The 20,786-nt window shown below is 70.0% G+C and carries 19 protein-coding genes; 8 read left to right on the top strand and 11 right to left on the bottom strand.

The features are described 5' to 3' along the window. Positions 1 to 51: 51 nt before the first annotated feature. Both ACFXJ8_RS11150 and ACFXJ8_RS11145 read right to left on the bottom strand, forming a co-directional pair. A complete protein-coding gene (locus ACFXJ8_RS11150) occupies positions 52 to 2,994 on the bottom strand; it encodes an AAA family ATPase (protein ID WP_379643701.1) in 2,943 nt (980 codons plus the stop codon). Positions 2,995 to 3,004: 10 nt separating this feature from the next. Then, on the bottom strand, positions 3,005 to 3,673 hold the full coding sequence (locus ACFXJ8_RS11145; RefSeq protein WP_379643700.1) for a hypothetical protein: 669 nt from the start codon (positions 3,671 to 3,673) through the stop codon (positions 3,005 to 3,007). A gap of 330 nt (positions 3,674 to 4,003) precedes the next feature. Between ACFXJ8_RS11145 and ACFXJ8_RS11140 the strand changes: the two genes are divergently transcribed. Beyond that, entirely contained in the window at positions 4,004 to 4,297 is a 294-nt protein-coding gene (locus ACFXJ8_RS11140; protein WP_379643699.1) for a carboxymuconolactone decarboxylase family protein, read from the top strand. Here the strand turns inward: ACFXJ8_RS11140 and ACFXJ8_RS11135 are convergent. Continuing rightward, a complete protein-coding gene (locus ACFXJ8_RS11135) occupies positions 4,287 to 4,745 on the bottom strand; it encodes a flavodoxin family protein (RefSeq protein ID WP_379643698.1) in 459 nt (152 codons plus the stop codon). The genes ACFXJ8_RS11140 and ACFXJ8_RS11135 overlap by 11 nt on opposite strands. An 85-nt stretch (positions 4,746 to 4,830) precedes the next feature. Between ACFXJ8_RS11135 and ACFXJ8_RS11130 the strand changes: the two genes are divergently transcribed. Continuing rightward, positions 4,831 to 5,583 (top strand): SDR family NAD(P)-dependent oxidoreductase, encoded by a 753-nt coding sequence (locus tag ACFXJ8_RS11130; protein WP_379643697.1) that lies wholly within the window; start codon positions 4,831 to 4,833, stop codon positions 5,581 to 5,583. A 1-nt stretch (position 5,584) separates the two neighbouring features. Here the strand turns inward: ACFXJ8_RS11130 and ACFXJ8_RS11125 are convergent, their stop codons facing one another. The 3 genes from ACFXJ8_RS11125 to ACFXJ8_RS11115 form a co-directional block, all read right to left on the bottom strand. Further along, positions 5,585 to 6,814: an MFS transporter gene (locus tag ACFXJ8_RS11125; RefSeq protein ID WP_379643696.1), complete on the bottom strand. Its 1,230-nt coding sequence runs from the start codon at positions 6,812 to 6,814 to the stop codon at positions 5,585 to 5,587. Then, positions 6,811 to 7,365 carry an ArsR/SmtB family transcription factor gene (locus ACFXJ8_RS11120; RefSeq protein WP_379643695.1) on the bottom strand — a complete coding sequence of 185 codons (555 nt, stop codon included), beginning with the start codon at positions 7,363 to 7,365 and terminating at the stop codon, positions 6,811 to 6,813. Before ACFXJ8_RS11120 ends, ACFXJ8_RS11125 begins: the two co-directional genes overlap by 4 nt. 124 nt (positions 7,366 to 7,489) lie before the next feature. After that, positions 7,490 to 8,704 (bottom strand): ABC transporter ATP-binding protein, encoded by a 1,215-nt coding sequence (locus ACFXJ8_RS11115; RefSeq protein ID WP_379643694.1) that lies wholly within the window; start codon positions 8,702 to 8,704, stop codon positions 7,490 to 7,492. A gap of 167 nt (positions 8,705 to 8,871) precedes the next feature. Here ACFXJ8_RS11115 and ACFXJ8_RS11110 point away from each other — a divergent pair, with 167 nt between their 5' ends. Beyond that, entirely contained in the window at positions 8,872 to 9,933 is a 1,062-nt protein-coding gene (locus tag ACFXJ8_RS11110) for a LacI family DNA-binding transcriptional regulator (RefSeq protein ID WP_379643693.1), read from the top strand. On the opposite strand, the gene ACFXJ8_RS11105 is transcribed toward ACFXJ8_RS11110, so the two are convergent. Then, positions 9,899 to 10,297 carry a YchJ family protein gene (locus tag ACFXJ8_RS11105; protein WP_379643692.1) on the bottom strand — a complete coding sequence of 133 codons (399 nt, stop codon included), beginning with the start codon at positions 10,295 to 10,297 and terminating at the stop codon, positions 9,899 to 9,901. The genes ACFXJ8_RS11110 and ACFXJ8_RS11105 overlap by 35 nt on opposite strands. Next, on the bottom strand, positions 10,294 to 10,779 hold the full coding sequence (locus ACFXJ8_RS11100; RefSeq protein ID WP_379643691.1) for a glutathione peroxidase: 486 nt from the start codon (positions 10,777 to 10,779) through the stop codon (positions 10,294 to 10,296). The genes ACFXJ8_RS11105 and ACFXJ8_RS11100 overlap by 4 nt, the downstream gene beginning before the upstream one ends. Before the next feature lie 364 nt (positions 10,780 to 11,143). Between ACFXJ8_RS11100 and ACFXJ8_RS11095 the strand changes: the two genes are divergently transcribed. Then, complete coding sequence (locus ACFXJ8_RS11095) at positions 11,144 to 11,677, top strand: lytic transglycosylase domain-containing protein (RefSeq protein WP_379643690.1); 534 nt, start codon at positions 11,144 to 11,146, stop codon at positions 11,675 to 11,677. Between the two features lie 48 nt (positions 11,678 to 11,725). Here the strand turns inward: ACFXJ8_RS11095 and ACFXJ8_RS11090 are convergent, their stop codons facing one another. Further along, positions 11,726 to 12,370 (bottom strand): TetR/AcrR family transcriptional regulator C-terminal domain-containing protein, encoded by a 645-nt coding sequence (locus tag ACFXJ8_RS11090; RefSeq protein WP_379643689.1) that lies wholly within the window; start codon positions 12,368 to 12,370, stop codon positions 11,726 to 11,728. 81 nt (positions 12,371 to 12,451) lie between these two features. Between ACFXJ8_RS11090 and ACFXJ8_RS11085 the strand changes: the two genes are divergently transcribed. After that, the gene (locus tag ACFXJ8_RS11085) at positions 12,452 to 13,567 is read left to right on the top strand and encodes a ferritin-like domain-containing protein (protein ID WP_379643688.1); all 1,116 of its coding nucleotides are present in this window, start codon (positions 12,452 to 12,454) and stop codon (positions 13,565 to 13,567) included. A 3-nt stretch (positions 13,568 to 13,570) separates the two neighbouring features. On the opposite strand, the gene ACFXJ8_RS11080 is transcribed toward ACFXJ8_RS11085, so the two are convergent. Continuing rightward, complete coding sequence (locus ACFXJ8_RS11080; protein ID WP_379643687.1) at positions 13,571 to 14,992, bottom strand: pyridoxal phosphate-dependent decarboxylase family protein; 1,422 nt, start codon at positions 14,990 to 14,992, stop codon at positions 13,571 to 13,573. A gap of 21 nt (positions 14,993 to 15,013) precedes the next feature. Continuing rightward, positions 15,014 to 16,354 carry a sensor histidine kinase gene (locus ACFXJ8_RS11075; protein WP_379643686.1) on the bottom strand — a complete coding sequence of 447 codons (1,341 nt, stop codon included), beginning with the start codon at positions 16,352 to 16,354 and terminating at the stop codon, positions 15,014 to 15,016. Between the two features lie 157 nt (positions 16,355 to 16,511). On the opposite strand from ACFXJ8_RS11075, the gene ACFXJ8_RS11070 reads away from it, so the two are divergent. The 3 genes from ACFXJ8_RS11070 to ACFXJ8_RS11060 all read left to right on the top strand — a co-directional run bounded on the left by ACFXJ8_RS11070 (position 16,512) and on the right by ACFXJ8_RS11060 (position 20,578). Further along, positions 16,512 to 16,961 (top strand): DUF1772 domain-containing protein, encoded by a 450-nt coding sequence (locus ACFXJ8_RS11070; RefSeq protein ID WP_379643685.1) that lies wholly within the window; start codon positions 16,512 to 16,514, stop codon positions 16,959 to 16,961. Positions 16,962 to 17,054: 93 nt separating this feature from the next. After that, on the top strand, positions 17,055 to 18,761 hold the full coding sequence (locus ACFXJ8_RS11065; protein ID WP_379643684.1) for an ABC transporter ATP-binding protein: 1,707 nt from the start codon (positions 17,055 to 17,057) through the stop codon (positions 18,759 to 18,761). Then, on the top strand, positions 18,758 to 20,578 hold the full coding sequence (locus tag ACFXJ8_RS11060) for an ABC transporter ATP-binding protein (RefSeq protein WP_379643683.1): 1,821 nt from the start codon (positions 18,758 to 18,760) through the stop codon (positions 20,576 to 20,578). The genes ACFXJ8_RS11065 and ACFXJ8_RS11060 overlap by 4 nt, the downstream gene beginning before the upstream one ends. Positions 20,579 to 20,786: the final 208 nt, after the last annotated feature.

The following is a 20,786-nucleotide window of genomic DNA, read 5'->3' as shown; positions in this document are numbered from 1 at the left end:
CGCGAAGGGCGAAGGGCGGGACTCGGGAAAGTCCCGCCCTTCGACGTCGCTCTACGGGCGCTCGTCGGGGCCGCGCTGGCCGTCGTAGCCGAGCAGGCGCATCGCCGTCTCCGGGTCCATCGCCGCGGCCAGGAGCTGGGCGCGGGCGTTGGCCCTGTCGCGTTCCTGTTCGGCCCGTTTCTGCGCCGCGCGCACCGCCTTCACGGCGATGAGCGCCACGCCGATGCCCACGACCACCGCCACCACGATGATGAACAACACCAGCAGCAGACCCGGAGACATCGCGCCGAACACTCCGGCCGCGCTGCTCGGCGTGCCCATGGCGGCCAGCGCCCCGAACAGCGCCAGCCCCGCCAGCGTGATCAGGCTGCCGACGACGACCCACACGGTGGCGGCCGACCGGTGGGCGGGCGGCGGCTCCGCCGTACCGAACGAGGCCGCACCAAACGCAGACGCCCCGAACGCAGACGCCCCGAACGAGGACGCACCGAACGAGGACGCACCGAACGAGGACCCCCCGTTGGGCGGGTCGGAGGAGGGCGCGCCCGGTGGCTCCGCCCACGGGACGAACTCGGGCCGCCGCTCGTCCGGCACCAGCGCGGCCCCGTGGACGGGGGTGTCCTCGGACCCGTCCAGGACCTGCACGTCGTAGGACGGCTCGACGAGCACGGCCTCGACGGTCACGGGCCCGGGCAGCGCGCGTTCGACCCTGCTGTGCTCGCGGTGCGTCCTTGCCGCGTCGCGGTGGTACTCCTCGATGTCCTCGACGAGCGCGTCAGACCGGTAGATCGAGCCGTCGACCAGCGGTCCGCTGGTACCTTCGAGCACGGCGACGACGTCCTCGCCGTTGAGCGTCTTGTGCGTCTCCAGCGCGTGCGCCAGGCACAGCACCTCGCGCCGGTGCTCGCGCAGCAGCTCCTCCGTCTGCTCCAGCAGCCTGACGAGGTTGAACTCGACCCGTTCGCTGAGGTGCTCGGGGATGACGCCCTCGCGCGGCGCGGGGCCGGACTCCGGCGCGCCGGGCTGGCCGCGCATCGCCTTGCCCGCGTGGATGCCGAGCTCCTGCAGCGCGGGCAGGGAGGCGATGCCGGTGCCCATGCCCCAGTGCGACTCCATGAGGCCGACCAGGTAGGTCGCCGACATCAGGTCGCCTGAGACGCCCGAGGAGTTGTCGTCGCCGAAGAACATCCGCTCGCCCGCCAGCGAGGCGAGCGAGACCATGATGTCGGCCTCGTGCTCGGACTTCCATCGGGTGAACTGGTCCTCGGGCTTGATCGAGGCGACCATGCCCAGGTAGTCGGCGCCCTTCTCGATGGTGGCGATGTCGATCTCGAGGTGGTAGCGGGTGCGGTAGGCGACGACGGCGTGGCAGGCCTCGTGGACGGCCACGGCGTGCCGTTCGCGCTCGATGTACTCGACGTCCTCGGGCGGCCCGAGCTGCTTGAGCCGCTTGGCGCGCAGCACGTCCGACCAGGTAATGGTCTCGCGGCCGTCGCGGATGGTGGTGATGAGCGCCTCGTTGACCAGGTCCTTGATCGTGGCGCCGGTGGCGTAGGGGGTGATGGTGGCCAGCTTGTCGATCTGCTCGTCGGTCAGCTCGTGCTGGACCTTGGCGAAGTAGCCCTGGTAGGTGCGGACCCTGCCCGCCTTTGACGGGTAGCCGACCTTGTAGATGCGGTCGATACGGCCGGGCCGCAGCAGCGCGTCGTCGAGCGCGTCCGGCATGTTGGTGGCCATCATGACCAGGATGCGGTACTTGGGCGGCGGCTTGGGCCGCATGCCGAACGCGCGCCGTACGAGCCGGTTGAACAGGCCGCGCGGCTTCTTCAGGCCCGACAGCTCGGTGAGCAGCGCCTGCAGCGTGCCCATGTCGCCGCCGCCGTTCATGCCGCCGCCCATGAAGAACCTGCTGCTCTCGGTGTCCGGCTGCCTGATCCTGGTGGACAGGACGGACCTGGACGACTCCGACAGGTAGCCGAATCCGTGGCAGCCGTCGCCGCTGAAGCCCTGTCCGGGAGGGGCCTGTCCGGCCAGACGGCCGCGGCGGCCGAGGGAGTCGGCCTCGTCGAAGAAGACGATCACGCCGCCGTAGCGCAGCGCGAGCTTTCGCAGCTTCCTGAACAGCGACTTGACCTTCAGCACGCCGATGCCCATGAACATGTTGATGAACGCGCCGGGGTCGACGAAGACGTACGGCTTGCCCGTCTCGCCCGCCACGGCCTCGGCCATCAGCGTCTTGCCGGTTCCCGGCGGCCCCCACAGCAGCAGGCCGCTGGGCACGTAGCCGCCGCGCGCCTCGATGGCGTCGGGTTGCTCCAGGAAGACGATGTTCTCCTTGACGCGTTCGACCACATGGTCCTGGCCCCAGACGTCCCTGAACCTGGTCTTGATGTCGTCGGGGTAGTAGGTCTCGATGCCGCCGCGCGACAGGAACCAGAACAGTCCGACGAACTGGAAGATGACGAAGAAGAAGGCGAAGGCCAGCTGGGCGACGTACGGCAGCGCCTGGAAGGCCAGCGCAGGCGCCTGGAAGAGGGCCAGGAAGGGGCTGCGGTCGAGGACCGCGCCCAGGACCAGCGCCAGCAGGGTGACCCAGAACAGGATCTTGATCACTCTGGCGAGCCTGAACCTCGTCCAGTCGCTGAACCTGCGGTGGGTCCATCGCTCGAAGCCGCCGAAGACGCTTCTGCTCCAGAAGCGGTGGTATCCCGCCGAACGCTCGCTGACGAAGAAGTGCAGTTGCCTGACGAGCTCGGCGGCCAGCAGGTAGAAGATCCACGGATGGTTCTCGCCGATCCGCCGTAATGCGTCGGCGAAGGGCATGATGCCCTCGTAGTCGGCCATCTCCTTCCACGCCAGGACAAGGAAGGCCAGCGCCAGGCCGAGCAGGAACTTGCTGCGATCCCAGAAGGCCATCTTCTTGCGGGTCGCGGCGTCGGGGTCGTTGGGGCCGCTGCCGGGAGCGCGCAGCCCCTCGTGGTGGGTCGTGGTCACGGTGGCCCCCTCAGCCTGGCATCTTGAGCAGCTTGAAGGACTCGGCGATGCCGTCGAACTCGGCGGCCCTCTTGGTGAAGCAGTCGGCGGTGCAGCGGATCAGCAGCACCGACACGGTCCCGCCGGTCCTGTCGAGGTAGGCCGTCTGGTCGAAGGTCTGGATGGCGTCGCCGATCAGGTAGTTGAAGCGCACGCGCACGCCTCGCGCGCCGTCGTCGAGGGCGATCGGCTGGTCGTTGAGCAGCTCGAACTGGGTCAGCGTGGGCTGCTGGCCCGCTTCTGTCAGGCGCTGGGTGTAGGCCTGACGCATCTGCTCGGTCACGGGCAGGATGAAGTCGCGCATCGTGTTGAGCGAGACCATGTTCCGCTGCGGCTCGGTCAGCAGATGGACCGTGGAGTAGACGAACGGGTCCTGGGAGCCCAACAGGTGGTCCACGCCCGGAACGGCGGCCTGGTCGAAAGCGGTCGACCAGACGAGCTGCTTGCGGAGCTTGGCCGTCTCGGAGTTGGGATGGTCACCGCTGAGCAGGAGATCGATCTTCGAGGAGTCGACCTTCGAGAAGGTGGAGGGCACCTTGAAGTAGGTGGTCCCTTCCCTGTCGCGCACGTAGGTGTATTCCGCCTGACCGCAAGCGGCGATTCCGGCCATCAGGAAGGCCGCGACCGTTGTCGCGGCCATTTTTCCCCAAGCCCGTGTCTTTTTCACCAGGGCTTACCTCCGCGTTACCCGCCAACGCAGTGGTTGTGCCCGATTTCTGGCGGCAAATCTCCTGTTGGGCACCCAGAAGTCTTGACCATATTGCCGCCATCTATTGGCTTCATTTGTTACAGATCATATGGAGAGCCACAGGACGTCCGGATCACGACCTCCTTGGCCATCTCAACCCTGCTGTAACGTTTGCGCAACCTGATCATGGCCAATATGACTGGGCGTAGACCTATCTCTTCGCGCCGAACTGGCGAAGGATAAGAAGCTTCGGACCCTCCTCCCGCGCCCTCGGAGTCCTGCATGAACGAACCGATCAACTTCGCCATGACCGTGGAGCACCTGTTCGCCGAGGTGTGGTCGCGCGAGGCGATCAGCGACCGCGACCGCCGGTTGCTGCTCATCGGCCTGCTGGTCGGTCAGGGGCTCGACGAGGCGGTCGAGGTGCAACTGGAGACCGCGTTGCGCACCGGCGACCTGAGCGTGGAGGAGCTGAGGGAGACGGTCGTCTTTCTCACCCACTACGCGGGGTGGGCGCGGGGGGCGCGGCTCAACGGCCAGGTGGAGGATCTGATCGATCGCGTGATCATGAACTGATCGTCGCGGCGACCGTCGCGCCCAGCTCCCAGCACGCCTCCAGATCCGCCTTCGTCACGGCGCCGATCACGACGACGGGCGCCGCCGCCCGCTCCCAGCCGAGCCCTCCCGTGATCGACTCCACCGCGCGCAGCGCCCCGGTCGCGTCGTTGTTGCCGTGCAGGTACAGCCCGTACGGCAGGCGCCGCGTCTCCTCCAGGCAGGGGTAGTAGATCGTGTCGAAGAAGTGCTTGAGCGCGCCGCTCATGTAACCGATGTTGGCCGGGGTCCCGAGGATGATCGCGTCGGCGGCGAAGACGTCGGAGGCGGTGGCGTTGAGCGCGGCCCTGGTGACGACGTCGACGCCCTCGATCTCGTCGGTCGTGGCCCCCTCGCGCACCTTGGCCAGCAGCTCGTGCGTGGCGGGCGAGGCGGTGTGATGGACGATCAGCAGAAGCGCTCGGCACACGTCGTCGATCCTCTCACAGTGCGACCGCCCTCCCCCGCCGCGCGCCACGCCTGAGCCCGTCAGGGGCGGGCGTTACGCTGGCCGTATGCCTACCGCACTGATCACGGGCGCGACCGCCGGCCTCGGCGCGGCCTTCGCCCGCCGCCTGGCCGCCGACGGCTTCTCGCTGGTCCTGGTCGCCCGCGACGAGAGCCGGCTGTCCGAGGCGGCCGACCGGCTCAAGCAGAAGTACGGCGTCGCCGTCGAGGTCCTGCCCGCCGACCTGGCCACCGACCGGGGCCTTGAGGACGTCGAGGCCCGCCTGCGCGACGGCGTCGACTTCCTCGTCAACAACGCCGGCTTCGGCCACCCAGGTCACTTCCTCGAGGTGCCGGTCGAGGACGAGACGCGCATGCTCAAGGTGCACTGCGAGGCGGTGCTGAGGCTCACGCTGGCCGTGCTGCCCGGCATGCGCTCGCGCGGCAGGGGCGCGGTGATCAACGTGGCGTCGGTGGCGGCCTTCTTCCACCGCGGCACCTACAGCGCCTCCAAGGCGTGGGTGGTCAACTTCAGCGAGTCGACGGCCGCCGAGGTGGACCACCCGAAGATCCGGATCATGGCCCTGTGCCCTGGGTTCGTGCGGACCGAGTTCCACCAGCGGGCTTCGATGGACGTCTCGGGCATTCCCGACTTCCTCTGGCTGAAGGCCGACGACGTGGTGAACGAGGCGATGCGGGATCTGGCACTCGGCAAGGTGGTCTCGATCCCCGACCTGCGCTACAAGGCGATCGTGGCGGTGGGCAGGCTCATTCCGAGCCGCCTCACCCAGCGGATCTCCACCATGCTCGGCAGGGAATAGCTCACGACGCGATCGTCTCTTCCGCACGTGTGGGGCGCTCGTCGGCGATGGAGGGGACGACCTCGGGCACCGGGGCCGGGCGGAAGAGCACGAGCGCGGCGCAGGCCAGGGCGGTCAGGCCGAGCACGCCGTACATGACCCGGTAGTCCACGACCCCGATGAGCGCGGCGCCCGCGGCGATCGAGGCGGTCTGGGTGATCGTGCTGAGCATGCCCGTGGCCGCGCTCACCCGGCCCTGGAGCCTGGAGGGCACGTAGAGGTGCAGGGCGGTGGCCAGGGCGACGGAGAAGATCGGGATCGCCAGGCCGTACAGCGCCGCCCCGGCGAGGAACAGCACCGCCGACGGCGCCAGGAACGCGCCGGCGCCCAGCGCGAACAGCGCGTAGCCCGCGCCGGAGCCGCGCGACTCCCCCAGCCGCTTGACGAGCATGCCCGCCAGCACGCCGCCGACGACCGAGCCCGCGCCCTGGACGGTGGTGAGCACGCCGAAGAAGGCCGCGGGCCGGCCGAGGCCGCGTTCGATGGCGGCGAAGGCGGCGGTGTCCATGAGCCCCGCGGTGGCCATGAGCAGCGCCTCGGCGACGGCCAGCCGGAACAGCAGCGGCACCCGCCACAGGTAGCGGAACCCCGCGGTGAGGGAGGGAAGGAACGGCTCGCCCGCGGGTTCGGGCGCGGACTCGACGATCTTGAGTGAGGCCAGGAAGAGGATGGCGATCACGAAGGTCGCGGCGTCGATGACGGCGAGCACGCCGCCGCCGAAGCCGAGGTAGACGCCCGCGCCGACGATCGGCGACAGGATGCGCACGCCCTGGCGCACGGTGATGAGCGCGGCTCTGGCGCCGGCGGCCTCGTCGGAGGGCAGCACGTCCTTCAGCAGCCCGCCGTAGGCGGGGACGGAGAAGGTGACGCCGTAGGCGAGGGCGACGGCGTAGAGGATCCACAGCTGGTCGGCCGTGCGCACCAGTAACAGGGCGGTGACGACCAGGGCCATGGCGGCGTTCATCGCGATCAGCAGCGGCTTGCGGCGCACGCGGTCGACCACATGGCCGTACAGGGGCGAGAACAGCCCCGGCAGGGCGAGGCACAGGAAGATCAGGCCGGCGGCCGCGTCGGACCCGGTGAGGTCTTTCGCCCAGATGCCGAGCGACAGGTAGAGCGCGCTGTCACCGAAGCTGGAGATGGCGTCGCCGGCCAGCAGGCGGCGGAAGAGGGGGTTGCGCAGCGCCTTCACAGCTCGCCGCCGGCTTCCTGGACCGGCAGGCCGGACAGCAGGACCCGCACGAACCTGGCGTCCGGCGGAACCGCGGCCTCGCCCTTCGCGCGGGCGATGTACGGCGCCAGCACCTCCATCAGGCGCTCGCCCACCTCCTCCAGCTCCGGGGCGGTCATCGGGGCGGTGACGCCGCTGAGGAAGGCCGCGCCTCGCCACTCGGGAGCGGCCGAATCGCGCGTCCGCGACCAGTCGAGCATCCGGCCGGCCTCGCGCTCGACGAACACCCGCTCCAGCTCGGCCGCGGCCACGCCGCCCTGGCCGGCCGACCAGCTCTGCTCCAGGTCGGCGACCTTCCACGGCCGCTCGCGCCCGTCGCCGCTGGCGGCCTCGACGACGTAGCCGTACTTGGCCAGCTGCCGCAGGTGGAACGAGCACGAGGCCTGGGTGGAGCCCAGGCGCCTGGCGCACTCGGCGGCGGTGGCCGGGCCGATGCGGCCGAGCAGGTCGATCAGGTCGAGCCGCAGGGGGTGGGCGAGCGCGCGCATGGCGCGCGGATCCGTGATCTTCACATCCCCAAAGATAGCTTTGACATTTGGCTGATGTCAAAGACTTCTTTGGCTTTAGAGTGTGCGGAAAGCACGATCCCCCCGCCGCGGGAGGGGGTCGCGGCGGGGGGATGCTCGTGGGATCGGCTTAGCGGTTGGCCTCGTGGCCGATCGCCAGGCCGCTGGTGGCGTCGAAGAAGTGCAGGTTGTGCGTGTCGACGACCAGGTCGATCGACTGGCCGGGACGGACGTGGCTGCGGGCGTTGACGCGGGCGGTCCACAGCGACTTGTCGCCGGCCAGCGGCAGCGCGGCCTCCTCGTCCTCATCGGCGTCCTGGGCGGCGATGGTGTCCTTGTGCTCGACCGGCGGGGCGTCGATCAGGAACAGGACGTTGATCTCGGAGCCGAGCTCCTCGGTGACCTCCGCCTTGGCGGGCAGCGTCGCCCAGCCGTTGGCGTGGTTGCCGGCGGCGCTGGAGTCCTCGAAGTCGGAGGGGCGGATGCCGAGAATGAGCTTCTTGCCGATGTACTGGTCGAGGCCGGGCTTGTCGCTGAAGGTCGACTCGGGGATCGGCAGCTTGAAGCCGGCGAAGGACACGGCGGCGCCGTCGCCGTCGCGCACCAGCTCCGCGGTCGCGAAGTTCATGGACGGCGAGCCCATGAAGCCGGCGACGAACAGGTTGACCGGCTTGTCGAACAGGTTCTGCGGGGTGTCGACCTGCTGGAGCAGACCGTCGCGCAGCACGCAGACGCGGTCACCGAGGGTCATGGCCTCGACCTGGTCGTGCGTGACGTAGACGGTGGTGACGCCGAGGCGCTCGTGCATCTGGTTGAGCGAGGCGCGCATGGAGACACGGAGCTTGGCGTCCAGGTTCGACAGCGGCTCGTCCATGAGGAAGGCCTGCGGCTCGCGGACGATGGCGCGGCCCATGGCCACACGCTGGCGCTGACCACCGGACAGGGCGGCGGGCTTGCGCTTGAGGTAGGTCTCGAGGCCGAGCATCTTGGCAGCGTCGTTGACGCGCTTCTGGATCTCCGGCTTGGGCATCTTGCGGAGCTTCAGACCGAAGGCGAGGTTCTCCTCGACGGTCATGTGGGGGTAGAGCGCGTAGTTCTGGAACACCATCGCGATGTCGCGGTCCTTCGGCGGCAGGTGGTTGACCACCTTCTCGCCGATGGAGATCTCGCCGCCGCTGATGTCCTCGAGACCGGCGATCATCCGCAGCGCGGTCGACTTGCCGCAGCCCGAGGGGCCGACCAGCACCATGAACTCGCCATCCTTGATCTCAAGGTTGAGCGCGTCCACGGCCTTCACGCCACCGGCGTAGATCTTGTCGACGTTTTTCAGAACGATGGATGCCATCACAGTCCTTCGCGCAACGGGCCGGAACCCGGACGTTCGTGGGGGTGTCACTCACTGTGGATACGTTTTCATGCATCTCACCCGAAAGGGACATCCCTGTCAAGGGACCAGGCGATGTTATCCATTCGAGCTGGAAACCTTACGGAACAAGTGCTGGAATCGTTTCCATGAAGCGCACCACCATCAAGGACGTGGCCGAGGCGGCGGGCGTTGGCGTCGCCACCGTCTCCCGGGTGCTGTCCGGTGGATCGGCCAGCCACGAGACCCGCGAGCGGGTGCTCGCCGTGGCCGCGCACCTCGACTACCGCCCCAGCGCGCTGGGGCGGAACCTCCGCCAGCAGCGCACCGGCGGCATCGGCCTGCTGGTGCCCGACCTGACCGACACCCTGTACGGCAAGCTCGCCGAGGGCGTGCTGGCGTGCGCCCGCTCGGCGGGCGAGCCCGTCGTGGTCGGCTCGACGGGCGACGACCCCGAGCAGGAGGCCGAGCTCATCGGCATGCTGCTGGAGCAGAGCGTCGACAGGGTGATCGCGGTGCCCTCGGGCGACGCCGAGGCGTGGGGCCCGGCGATCAGGGCGGGCATGACGGTGGTCTTCGTCGGCGAGCAGCCCGAGCAGGAGCCCGCCGACGACCCTCTCGACGAGCTCCTGCTGCTCGACGGGGTGCGCACTCCGCCCAGGGCCGAAGGCCCCGTCCCCACCGTGCTGGCCGACATTCCCACCGTGCTGGCCGACGACCGCTCGGGCGTCCGCACGGCGGTGCAGTACCTCAAGGGCCTCGGCCACCGCCGCATCGCCTACCTCGGCGGTCCAGGGCACCCCCGCCGCGTGGCCGCCTTCAGGCAGGCGCTGGGCCCGCTGGCCGACGAGGAGCTGATCGTGTTCGCCGGCGGCAGCCGCGACTCCGCCTACGCCGCCGCCTCCGGCCTGCTCCAGAGCCACCGCGACGTCACCGCGCTGCTGGCCGGCGGCAGCGCGCTGGGCGAGGCCGCCGTGCTCGCCTCGCGCGAGCTCGGCCTGCGCATCCCCGGCGACCTGTCGCTGGTGATGTACGACGACGTGCCGTGGGCCGAGCTGTGCTCTCCCCCGCTGACCGTCATCGCCCAGCCCGGCCAGGACCTCGGCTACCGGGCGGCCGAACTGGTGCTGAGGGCGGGCGCCCGCCGCCCGCGCGGCGTGCTGCTGCCCACCGAGCTCATCGTGCGCGGGAGCTGCGGGCCTCGCCCGTGAGGTAGACCCAGGCGCCCTCGTGCCTGGCGAACCTGCTGACCTCCTGCAACTCGCCCGCCCTGCCCGCCTGGCTGAAGCGGGCGCGGAACTCCACGGTCCCCTCGGTGTCACCGGCCGCGCCGCCGCTGGTGCTCACGATCGTCAGCTTCTTCCACCGCAGGAAGGGCTCGAAGGTGACCTCGGCCGGTCTGGTCGAGGGGTGCCAGCTCCTGAGCAGGTAGGCGGCGTCGCCCACGGCGAAGGCGCTGAAGCGCGAGCGCATGAGCTGCTCGGCCGTCTCGGCGGCCGCCTCGCCGCGGTGCAGCCGCCCGCAGCACTCCTCGTAGGCCGCGGGCAGCCCACACGGGCAGGACCCGCCACTCAAAGAAGCTTCTCGATCGCCGTGACGAGCGTGGGGTCGGAGGGCTCGACGCCGGGCCTGAACCTGGCCACGACCGACCCTTCGCGGTCGACGAGGAACTTCTCGAAGTTCCACTGGATGTCGCCCGCCTCGCCGTCGGCGTCGGGCGTGGCGGTGAGCTGGCCGTAGAGCGCGTGGCGGCCCTCGCCGTTGACGTCGGACTTCTCCAGCAGCGGGAAGTCGACGCCGTAGGTGGTGGAGCAGAACTCCTGGATCTCCTCGGCCGAGCCGGGCTCCTGGCCCATGAACTGGTTGCACGGCACGCCGACGACGCTGAAGCCGCGCGGGCCGTACTGCCGCTGGAGCTCGGCCAGGCCGGTGTACTGCGGGGTCAGGCCGCACCTGGAGGCCACGTTCACGATGAGCAGGGCCTTGTCGCCGGTGAGCTCGGCCAGGGTGGTCGGAGAGTCCGCGAGCGTGCGGACCGGAATGTCACGGAGATTCATGAGGCGACCCTACTGAACGGCTCGGCGAGAAGACCTCGCGCCCACGGCCGCGGATGCTGCCGATCTCCGCGTCCGGTGTTCGGATAATCATGGTCAGCCCGCCGCCGGGCCCGCTCAAGGCGAGACCGCTCAGCGGCAAAGTCCTCTTCTTGTGGCGTCTGAGATCACGCACCTGTGGCGACATGGCGTATTAGAAACCGCCTAGAGACATCGTCGCGGTGCCTTCCGGGCCGTCCAGCCAGATCGGACGGGAAAAGGTCCTGGAAGGCCGCGCGGGCCATCCTCGTCCGAGCCACGGGCGCGGGTCGGCAGGGCTCCTGCTCGCAGGAGCCCGCCCGCACGCGACCTGACAGCAAGGATCGAGTTGGACAGCAAACGCGCTCTCGCCGTGGTGATCGCCTCAGCGGCGTTCACCGGCGGGACATCCACGATCGCCCTGGCCGACGCGGAGTCGCCCGGGACGGTCCACCAGCGGACCTGGTCACCGGGGCTGGTCCACCAGCGGACCTGGACGGTGCAGGTGGCGCCCCACGTGATCCATTCGGCCACGTGGGAGACCAAAGCCGAGCCGAAGGCGCGGCCCGTGCTGCCGGGCAAGGACACCAACAAGCGGATCGCCCTCGACCTCGTGGTGCGCAGGTCGTGGTCGATGCGGGAGTTCCAGTGCCTGGACAGCCTCTGGACCAGGGAGAGCAACTGGAACCATCGGGCGCACAACCCGAGTTCGGGGGCCTACGGCATCCCGCAGGCGCTGCCCGCGGGCAAGATGTCGGGTGCCGGAAGCGACTGGCGGCACAATCCCGCCACCCAGATCCGCTGGGGCCTGCAGTACATCAAGGGCCGGTACGGCAAGCCGTGCGGCGCCTGGGGTCACTTCAGGTCGCACAACTGGTACTGAGGCAGCCGCCGAGGGGAAGTGGCGACTGCCCAGGGAGGGCATCCGGGCTCAGCCCCGGGTGCCCTTCCGTTCCAGATGGACGGCGATGGCCTGGATGAGCAGTTCGAGGCCGAAGTCGAACTCCTCCTCGTGGTCGCACGAGCCGAGCAGCGACGCGAGCTCGCTGACCTGGGGAAACAGCTCGGGGTCCACGTCGCGGACCGGTGGCGCGCCCGGCACGGGCGCGAACGTCGGCGTGACGCCCACCTCGCGCAGCAGCGAGCCGATCACGTAGGCGATGAACAGCCGCAGCATGCGCACCGCGTCGGCGCCGTCGAAGCCCGCCTGGCGCAGCGTGGTCAGCGCCCGCTCGACGGGGAACAGCCCCGCGTTGGAGTGGAGCTGGCGGCTGACCACCAGCATCGTGGAGCGCGGGTAGTGGTGGGCGATCTGCCGGAAGGCCCTGGCCTGCATGCGCACCCTGTCGGTCCAGTGGGCGCCGGGGTCGTCGGTGAACTCGATCTGCGACAGCACCGACTCGGCGACGCCGTCGAGCAGCGAGGCCTTGTTGGGCACGTGGTTGTAGAGCGACATGACGCCGACGTTCAGGTCGGCGGCGATCCTGCGCATGGACACCGCGTCCGCGCCCTCACGCTCGATGAGGTCGATCGCGGCGGCGACGATACGCGCGCGGGAGAGCGGCTCGGTGGGCATAGCTCATTCTATTGACGCACGTACACCGTACGTGCAACTCTCGGAGGCATACGTACGGTGTACGTCCCCTCTGGAGGCCGCATGTCGACGCACGATCTCTACACGATTCCCGCAGAGCTCTCCACGTGGAACGTGGACATGGCCGGGTCCAGCCGTTTCACCTGGGAGTACGACGACGGCAGAGACCGCATGCTGGCCCTGTACCAGAAGGGCAAGGACAAGCAGTGGGACTCCGTCAAGAGGATCGACTGGGGCCTCGAGGTCGACCCCTATGACGTGCTCGGCATCCCCGACACCACCATCGCCATCTACGGCACGCCGCTGTGGGAGCGCATGGACGACAAGACCCGCGCCGAGGTGCGCAGGCACGGTGCCGCGTGGCAGTTCTCCCAGTTCCTGCACGGCGAGCAGGGCGCGATGATCTGCTCGGCCCGGATCGTGGAGTCGGTGCCCGACCTCGACTCCAAGTTCTACGCCGCCACCCAGACGATGGACGAGGCCAGGCACGCCGAGACCTACGCGCGCTTCCTGCAGGAGAAGGTGGGCCTGGCCTACCCGATCAACGAGCACCTCAAGGCGCTGCTCGACTCCACGCTGACCGACTCCAGGTGGGACATGCCGTACCTGGGGATGCAGGTGCTGATCGAGGGCCTGGCGCTGGCGGCCTTCGGCGTCATGCGCGACATCACCACCAAGCCGCTGCCCAAGCAGATCCTCGCCTACGTCATGCAGGACGAGGCCAGGCATGTCGCGTTCGGGCGGATGGCGCTGCGTGACTACTACAGCAACCTGTCGGAGAGCGAGCTGCGCGAGCGCGAGGACTTCGTCATCGAGGGCTGCTACCTCATGCGCGACCGGCTGCGCGGCAAGGAGACCTGGGAGACGCTCGGCCTGTCGCAGGCCGAGGTGGCCGAGGCGATGCGGGCCGTCGACCAGTCGGAGTACCTGCGGCTGTTCAGGTCGCTGCTGTTCAGCAGGATCGTGCCGTGCGTGAAGGACATCGGGCTGTGGTCGCCGCGCCTGCAGCAGGCGTACGCGGACATGGGCGTGCTGGAGATGGCGGGTCAGTCGCTCGAGGCGCTGATGAAGCAGGACGAGGACATCGCCGAAAAGCTCGACGCCGAGCGCTTCGCCGCCGAGGAGGCCGAGCGCCACGCCGAGGTCGCCGAGACGATCGCCATGGGCTCGGCCTCCTGACCGCTAACCGGCCTGGTGGACGCGGGCGATGATCTCCCTCAGCACCGCCACCAGGCCGTCGATGTCCTCCTCGGTCGTGCGCCAGTTGACGATCGCGGGACGCAGGGCGGTCATCCCCCTGTAGGTGGTGATGCCCGCGTAGTAGCGCCCGTCGGCGATCAGCTCCTCGCCGATCCGGCGGTTCAGCTCGTTCAGCTCGCCCTCCGCCACGCCCGGCGGCGCGTAGCGGAAGCACACCACGCACAGCGTGACCGGGGCCAGCAGCTCCAGGTCGGGGGCCTGGTCCACGGCCGCGCCCAGGCGCAGGGCCAGGTCGTGGTGGCGCTCGACGAGCTGGGCGTAGCCCTGCCTGCCGTACGCCCGCAGGGTCGCCCAGATCGGGAAGGCCCGCGCCCTGCGGGAGGACTCGGGGCCGAGGTTGTTGTAGTTGACGTCGGAGGGCAGGTAGTGGGCGCCCCACGCGCCGAACGACCTGAACATCAGGTCCTGGTCGCGGACGAAGGCGAAACCGCTCTCGTAGGGGACGTTCAGCCACTTGTGGCCGTCGGCGATGACGGAGTGGGCGCGCTCGACACCCTCCACGAGGTGCCGCAGCCGCGGCGAGGCGGCGGCGAAGAGCCCGAACGCGCCGTCCACGTGCAGCCACGCGCCATACCGTTCCGCGAGGTCGGCCAGGTCGGCGATGGGGTCGAAGTCGCCGGTGTTGACCTCGCCCGCGTTGCCGACGATCACGGCGGGCCCGTCGAGCTCGGCCAGCGCCCTTTCCATCGCGGCCAGGTCCACCCTGCCGGCGTCGTCGCGCGCGCACACCGTCACGCCGTCCCGGCCGACGCCGAGGATCTGCAGCGCCTTGCGGCTGCTGGGGTGGATGTAGCCACCGGCCAGCACCGGCATCCGCGGCAGCCCCGCCAGTCCCTGCGAGGTGATGTCGACGCCGTGCCGCTCACCCCACCACTGCCGGGCGCACGTCAGGCCCGTCAGGTTGGCGAAGGTCGCGCTCGGCGTCAGCACTCCCCCGTACGGCTCGGGCAGCCCGAACAGCTCCTTCAGCCAGGCCAGCACCACCTTCTCCGCCCTCGCGGCCAGCGGCGAGGTCAGGTGCAGACCGCTGGCCTGGTCGAGCAGCGCGGTCACCCAGTCGCCCGCCTGCGCGGCGGGTGTGGCACCGCCGACGACGAAATGGAAGAAGCGCGGTCCCGAGGTCTGGGTGGAGGCCCGGGTGCCCACGGCGAGCAGCTCCTCGACGGCCGTCAGCGTGCCCTCGCCCTTGTCGGGGAGCGGTCCTTCCAGCAGGTCCATGAGGTGGTCGGCGGTGTGGTCGTGGACGGGGCGCTCGTTCAACGAGCCGAGAAAGGCGGCGGCGGCGCGGGCGACGAGATCAAGGGCCTCGGGAGCGGTGTCCCGCTCGAACAGTGGATCACTCATGTCCGGATTGTCCATGACGGATCACCTCAACGGCAGGCGCAGGACGAGACGGGCTCCTCGGTCCCGGCTGTCGGCCACCTGGAGCGTGCCGCCGTGCGCGGTGGCGATGTCGCGGGCGATCGGCAGGCCCAGGCCGGTGCCGCCGATGTCGCGCGAGCGGGCCGTGTCGAGCCTGGTGAAGCGCCGGAAGACCGCCTCGCGCTGGTCGGCGGGGATGCCGGGGCCGTCGTCGGCGACCTCGACGACCGCGTCGGGACCGTCGCGCGCGACTGTGACGTGGACGGCGTTCTCGCCGTACCTGTCGGCGTTGGACAGCAGGTTGGTCAGCAGCCTGTCCAGCCGCAGCCGGTTGCCGCGCACCATCAGGCCAGGCTCGATCGAGGTGGTGAACGGCAGGCGTGAGGGGCGCCTGCCGACCTCGTCGGCCACCAGCTTGCCGAGGTCGAGGAGCTCGTAGGGAGCGCGCACGCCCGCGTCCAGACGCGCCATGAGCAGCAGGTCCTGGACGATGGCCGACAGCCGCTGGGCGTCACCCAGCACCTCCCCCATGATCAGCTCGCAGTCCTCCCCCTCGGATCTGCCCTCCAGCCGCACCATCATCGCGGTCAACGGCGTGCGCAGCTCGTGGGAGGCGTCGGAGACGAAGCGCCGGTGCCGGTCGACCGCGTCCTCCAGGCGCGCCAGCGTGTCGTTGACGGTGATGGCGAGTCCGGCCACCTCGTCGCCGGTGTCGGGCACCGGCATGCGGTCGCTCAGCTCGGTGGCGCTGATCTGCTCCAGGCCCGATCTGATGCGCTCGACCGGGGCCAGGACCCTGCCGACGCCGATCCACGTGGCCCACCCCAGCAGCGCCGTCAGTACGGCCGACACGAGGGACAGGACCGCGGCGAGCAGCGGGACGTTCATCAGGATCGACTCCCCGACCGCGGCGTAGGCGATGACCGGGCCGTACGGGGTCGTCCTGTTGGCGGTGCCGACGACGATCAGGCAGCCGTCCCCGCCCGTGCCGCACACCCGCGTCTGCACCCTGGGGTCGCCTCCGTCAGGCCGGACGGTGGTGAGCGGGGGCCGGCCCTCCAGCGCGGCGCCGGCGGCCACCACCCTGCCGCGCGCGTCCACGACCTGCAGCAGCGACACTCCGTGCTGCGGCGGGATCGGGCCGCGCACCGGCTGGTCGTCGACGAGAAGGGTGAGGTGCCTGCTGGCCTGGGCCGCCCGGTTGACCAGTTGGTCGTGCACCCAGCCGGGGACGGTCAGGCAGAGCGTCACGACGCCGATGAGCAGGATGACGCCGAAGCCGACCACGGTGGCGGCCGTCATGCGGGCTCTGATCGAGCGCGGCCGCAATCTGCTGAGCTGCACCTTTCCACGGTCACCGACAGGGCCTCACGTGCGGGTCTGGGTGTGGCATGGAGACCGTCGCACGCGGGTCAAGGGTGTCCGCCGGTGATACGGCGGGACATGCGGGCGAGCGTCTCAGCGATGGCGGGCGGGCCGCCCTCGGCCGTTGAATACGTGCATGCGAATCATCGTGGGCCTCTCCGCGCTGGCGACCGGCCTGATCGCCGGCACCTACTACGGTTTCTCCATCGCGGTCATGCCCGGCCTGGCGGCCGTCGACGACCGCGCCTTCGTCGCCGTGATGAACCAGATCAACACCGCCATCATCAACCCCGGCTTTCTCGTGCCGTTCCTGGCCGCGGCCGTTCTGCCCCTGTGGGCACTGATCCGTCACCGCCGCGCCAGACCTGCCGTCCTGTGGATCCTGGCGGGATGGGCCCTTTATCTGATCGGTTTCGTGACCACCTCGGCGATCAACGTCCCGCTCAACGACGGGCTCGCCGCGGGGACCGTCACGAGAGCGCAGTTCGAGGGCCCGTGGGTGGCGTGGAACCTCGTCCGGGCCGTCCTGTCGACGGGGGCGACGGCCTGTCTCGTGGTCGCGATGTTGCGGCGCGGAAGCAAATAAATGGATTGATCCCAAGGATTAACCTAGATGGTGATGCCTCCCGATACGAACATACCCAGCCGTCCCCTGCTCTCCTCCAACTCCCTGTGGCGTATGCGGTCCTACCTACGCCCCCACCTCGGCAAGCTCGTGTTCATCTGGCTGGTGGCCATCCTCGGAATCGCCGCCAGCATCACCTTTCCCCTGGTGGGCAAGGAGGTGATCGACGCCAAGCAGAGCGCCGACCTGCTCCCCCTGGGAGTGCTCGCCCTGGGCGTCGGCGTCGCCGAAGCGTTGATGATCTTTCTCAGGCGATGGGTGCAGACCAAGCCCGTCCTCGGCCTCGAGACCGAGATCCGCGACGACCTCTACGAGCACCTGCAGCGCCTGCCGATGGCCTTCCACAACGAGTGGCAGTCCGGCCAGCTGCTCTCGCGCGCCACGACCGACCTGTCGACCATCCGCCGCTTCCTCGGCTTCGGCATGCTCTTCCTGGTAATGAACGTCATCCAGCTCACCACGGTGACGATCGTGCTGCTGAACATGTACTGGCCGCTCGGCCTGCTGGTGGCGGCCTCGGCCGTACCCATCGTCTGGGTGTCGCTGCGCTTCGAGAAGAAGTACATCAAGATCTCGCGCCAGGTGCAGGACGAGCAGGGCGACCTGGCCACGCTCGTCGAGGAGTCGGCGATCGGGATCCGCACGATCAAGGCGTTCGGCCGCCGCCACCACGTCTTCGACACCTTCGACGACTCCGCGCGCAAGGTCTACGCCACCTCGATCGACAAGGTGGGGCTGTCGGCCCGCTTCTTCACCTTCCTCGAGGTGATCCCGAACCTCACGCTCGCCCTGGTCCTGCTGCTGGGCGCGCTCGCGGTGGGTTCAGGCTCGCTGTCGACGGGCTCGCTCGTCGCCTTCACCACGCTGGTGCTGCAGCTGGTGTGGCCGATCGCGAGCCTCGGCTACATCCTGGCGATGGCGCAGGAGTCGATGACCTCCGCCGACCGCGTCATGGAGGTCATGGACACCGTCCCCGCCATCGAGGACGGCACGGAGACGATCGAGCACCCGCGCGGCCACCTGCGGCTGGAGGGCGTGGGCTTCCGCTTCCCCGGCGCCGACCGCCCGGTGCTGCACGACGTCTGGCTCGACGTACGGCCCGGCGAGACCGTGGCCGTCGTGGGCGCGACTGGCTCGGGCAAGACCACGCTGACCGCGCTCGTCCCCCGGCTGATCGATGTGACCTCGGGCAGGGTCACCATCGACGGCCACGACGTGCGCGAGCTGAAGCTGAGCGCGCTGCGGGAGGTGGTGGCCACCGCGTTCGAGGAGCCCACGCTGTTCTCGATGAGCGTGCGCGAGAACCTCACGCTCGGCCACCGCGACGCCTCCGACGACGACCTGCGCGAGGCGATCGAGGTGGCGCAGGCGACGTTCGTCCACGACCTGCCGTGGGGCCTCGACACCCGCATCGGCGAGCAGGGCATGTCGCTGTCGGGCGGTCAGCGGCAGCGACTGGCGCTGGCCAGGGCCGTGCTGTCCAAGCCGAAGATCCTCGTGCTGGACGACACGCTGTCGGCGCTGGACGTGGAGACCGAGGCGCTGGTCGAGGAGGCGCTGCGCCACGTGCTGCGCGAGGCGACGGGCATCGTGGTCGCCCACCGCGCCTCGACCGTGCTGCTGGCCGACAAGGTGGCGCTGCTGCGCGACGGCACGATCACGCATGTCGGCAGGCACCAGGACCTGCTGGCCGAGGTGCCCGAGTACCGCTCGCTGCTGGCGCAGGACGCCGACCTGTCCGAGGAAGGAGCGCTGGCATGACGGCCACCACCGACTGGCGCGGCGTCGCCTCGGAGAACAAGGACGAGCTGCCGGAGAAGGTCTCGCTGCTGCTGCGAACCCGGTCGCGCGCGCTGCTGACCGACCTGCTCAGGCCGCACCGCAGGGCGATCGCGCTGCTCACCGCGATCATCATCTGCTCCAGCGGCGCCGGCCTGGCCATTCCCTACCTGGTGAAAGTCGGCATCGACTCGGGCATCCCGCCGATGGTGCGCGGGCAGGGCCCGGCCACGCTGCTGACGGTGATCGCGGTCATCCTGGCCGCGGCCGTCACCCAGGCGCTGACCAGGCAGGCCTTCCTCAAGCTGTCGGGCCGGATCGGCCAGGACATCCTGCTGGAGCTGCGCCGCAGGATCTTCGACCACTTCCAGCGGCTCTCGCTCGCCTTCCACGAGAAGTACACCTCCGGCAGGGTCATCTCGCGGCTGACCTCCGACATCGAGGCGATCGCCGAGCTGCTGCAGTCTGGCTTCGACGGCCTGGTCACCGCGGTGCTGACGATGTTCGGCACGGCGGCGCTGCTGCTGATCCTCGACGTGCACCTCGGCCTGGTGGCGCTGGTGCCGCTGCCGGTGCTGCTGCTGTTCACCCGGTGGTTCCGGCGCCAGTCGGCGATCACCTACCGGCGCACGAGGGAGACGGTGGCGCTGGTCATCGTGCACTTCGTGGAGTCGATGACCGGCATCAAGGCCGTCCAGGCCTTCCGCCGCGAGCCGCGCAACCAGGAGATCTTCGGCCGGCTCAACACCGACTACCGCGACGCCAACGCCCGCGCGATGCAGCTGATCGCGCTGTTCATGCCCGGCATCAAGCTCATCGGCAACCTCACGATCGCCGGTGTGCTGATCTACGGCGGCTGGCTGGCCTTCCACGGCGAGGTCACGGTCGGCGTGCTGGCCGCGTTCCTGCTCTACCTGCGCCAGTTCTACGAGCCGATGCAGGAGATCAGCCAGTTCTACAACACGCTGCAGTCGGCGGGCGCGGCGCTGGAGAAGCTGTCGGGCGTGCTGGAGGAGGAGCCGTCGGTGCCCGAGCCTCCGCGGGGCGCCGAGCTGCCGAGGGCGCGCGGGCAGGTGCGCTTCGAGGCCGCGGAGTTCTCCTACGTGCCGGAGATGCCGATCATGCCGCGCCTCGACCTGACCATCCCCGCCGGTCAGAGCGTGGCGCTGGTCGGCGCCACGGGCGCGGGCAAGACCACGCTGGCCAAGCTCATCTCGCGCTTCTACGACCCGACGGGCGGGCGGGTGCTGCTCGACGGGGTCGACCTGCGCGAGCTGGACGATACGACGCTGCGCAGGGCGGTGGTGATGGTGACGCAGGAGAACTTCCTGTTCTCCGGCACGGTCGCCGACAACATCCGCTTCGGCAGGCCCAGCGCCTCCTTCCACGAGGTCGTCGAGGCGGCCAAGGCGATCGGCGCGCACGAGTTCATCGCGGCGCTGCCGGAGGGCTACGACACCGAGGTCGGCAAGCGCGGCGGCCGGATGTCGGCGGGCCAGCGCCAGCTGGTGGCCTTCGCCCGCGCCTTCCTGGCCGACCCGGCGGTGCTCATCCTGGACGAGGCGACCTCGTCGCTGGACGTGCCGAGCGAGCGGCTGGTGCAGCGGGCGCTGCGCACGATCCTGGCCGACAGGACCGCCCTCATCATCGCCCACCGGCTGTCGACCGTGGAGATCGCCGACAGGGTGCTGGTGATGGAGCGGGGCACGATCGTCGAGGACGGCCCGCCCGAGGTGCTCATCGCCTCGGCGGGCCGCTTCGCGGGCCTGCACCAGGCCTGGCTCGACAGCCTGGCCTGACCCCTTCCGCCTGTTCGGGCCGTCCTACTCGGGCGCGGGGGGGGGGGGCGCGCCCCCCCCCCCCCCCCCCCGGGGGGGGGCGTGGGAGGAAGGCCGCCACCCGGGCCGAGGACGCCCCCGCCGTGGGAAGGGCCAGCGGGGGGCCGGCGGGGGGAGGGCCTGGGGGGCCCCCCCCCGGCCCGGCCCCCACCGCCGCCCCCCCCCCCCG

The sequence above is a fragment of the Nonomuraea sp. NPDC059194 genome (assembly GCF_042754765.1).
GTDB lineage: Bacteria > Actinomycetota > Actinomycetes > Streptosporangiales > Streptosporangiaceae > Nonomuraea.
The sequence above is the reverse complement of the archived record's forward strand: the minus strand, read 5'-3'. Positions and strand labels throughout refer to the sequence as shown.

Coding starts and splice junctions, on each gene's coding strand:
- ACFXJ8_RS11130 (WP_379643697.1), top strand. CDS start 4,831: ATGCCTACCGCACTGATCACGGGCGCGACCGCCGGCCTCGGCGCGGCC.
- ACFXJ8_RS11110 (WP_379643693.1), top strand. CDS start 8,872: ATGAAGCGCACCACCATCAAGGACGTGGCCGAGGCGGCGGGCGTTGGC.
- ACFXJ8_RS11115 (WP_379643694.1), bottom strand. CDS start 8,704: ATGGCATCCATCGTTCTGAAAAACGTCGACAAGATCTACGCCGGTGGC.
- ACFXJ8_RS11060 (WP_379643683.1), top strand. CDS start 18,758: ATGACGGCCACCACCGACTGGCGCGGCGTCGCCTCGGAGAACAAGGAC.
- ACFXJ8_RS11070 (WP_379643685.1), top strand. CDS start 16,512: ATGCGAATCATCGTGGGCCTCTCCGCGCTGGCGACCGGCCTGATCGCC.
- ACFXJ8_RS11080 (WP_379643687.1), bottom strand. CDS start 14,992: ATGAGTGATCCACTGTTCGAGCGGGACACCGCTCCCGAGGCCCTTGAT.
- ACFXJ8_RS11090 (WP_379643689.1), bottom strand. CDS start 12,370: ATGCCCACCGAGCCGCTCTCCCGCGCGCGTATCGTCGCCGCCGCGATC.
- ACFXJ8_RS11085 (WP_379643688.1), top strand. CDS start 12,452: ATGTCGACGCACGATCTCTACACGATTCCCGCAGAGCTCTCCACGTGG.
- ACFXJ8_RS11065 (WP_379643684.1), top strand. CDS start 17,055: ATGCGGTCCTACCTACGCCCCCACCTCGGCAAGCTCGTGTTCATCTGG.
- ACFXJ8_RS11140 (WP_379643699.1), top strand. CDS start 4,004: ATGAACGAACCGATCAACTTCGCCATGACCGTGGAGCACCTGTTCGCC.
- ACFXJ8_RS11145 (WP_379643700.1), bottom strand. CDS start 3,673: ATGGCCGCGACAACGGTCGCGGCCTTCCTGATGGCCGGAATCGCCGCT.
- ACFXJ8_RS11100 (WP_379643691.1), bottom strand. CDS start 10,779: ATGAATCTCCGTGACATTCCGGTCCGCACGCTCGCGGACTCTCCGACC.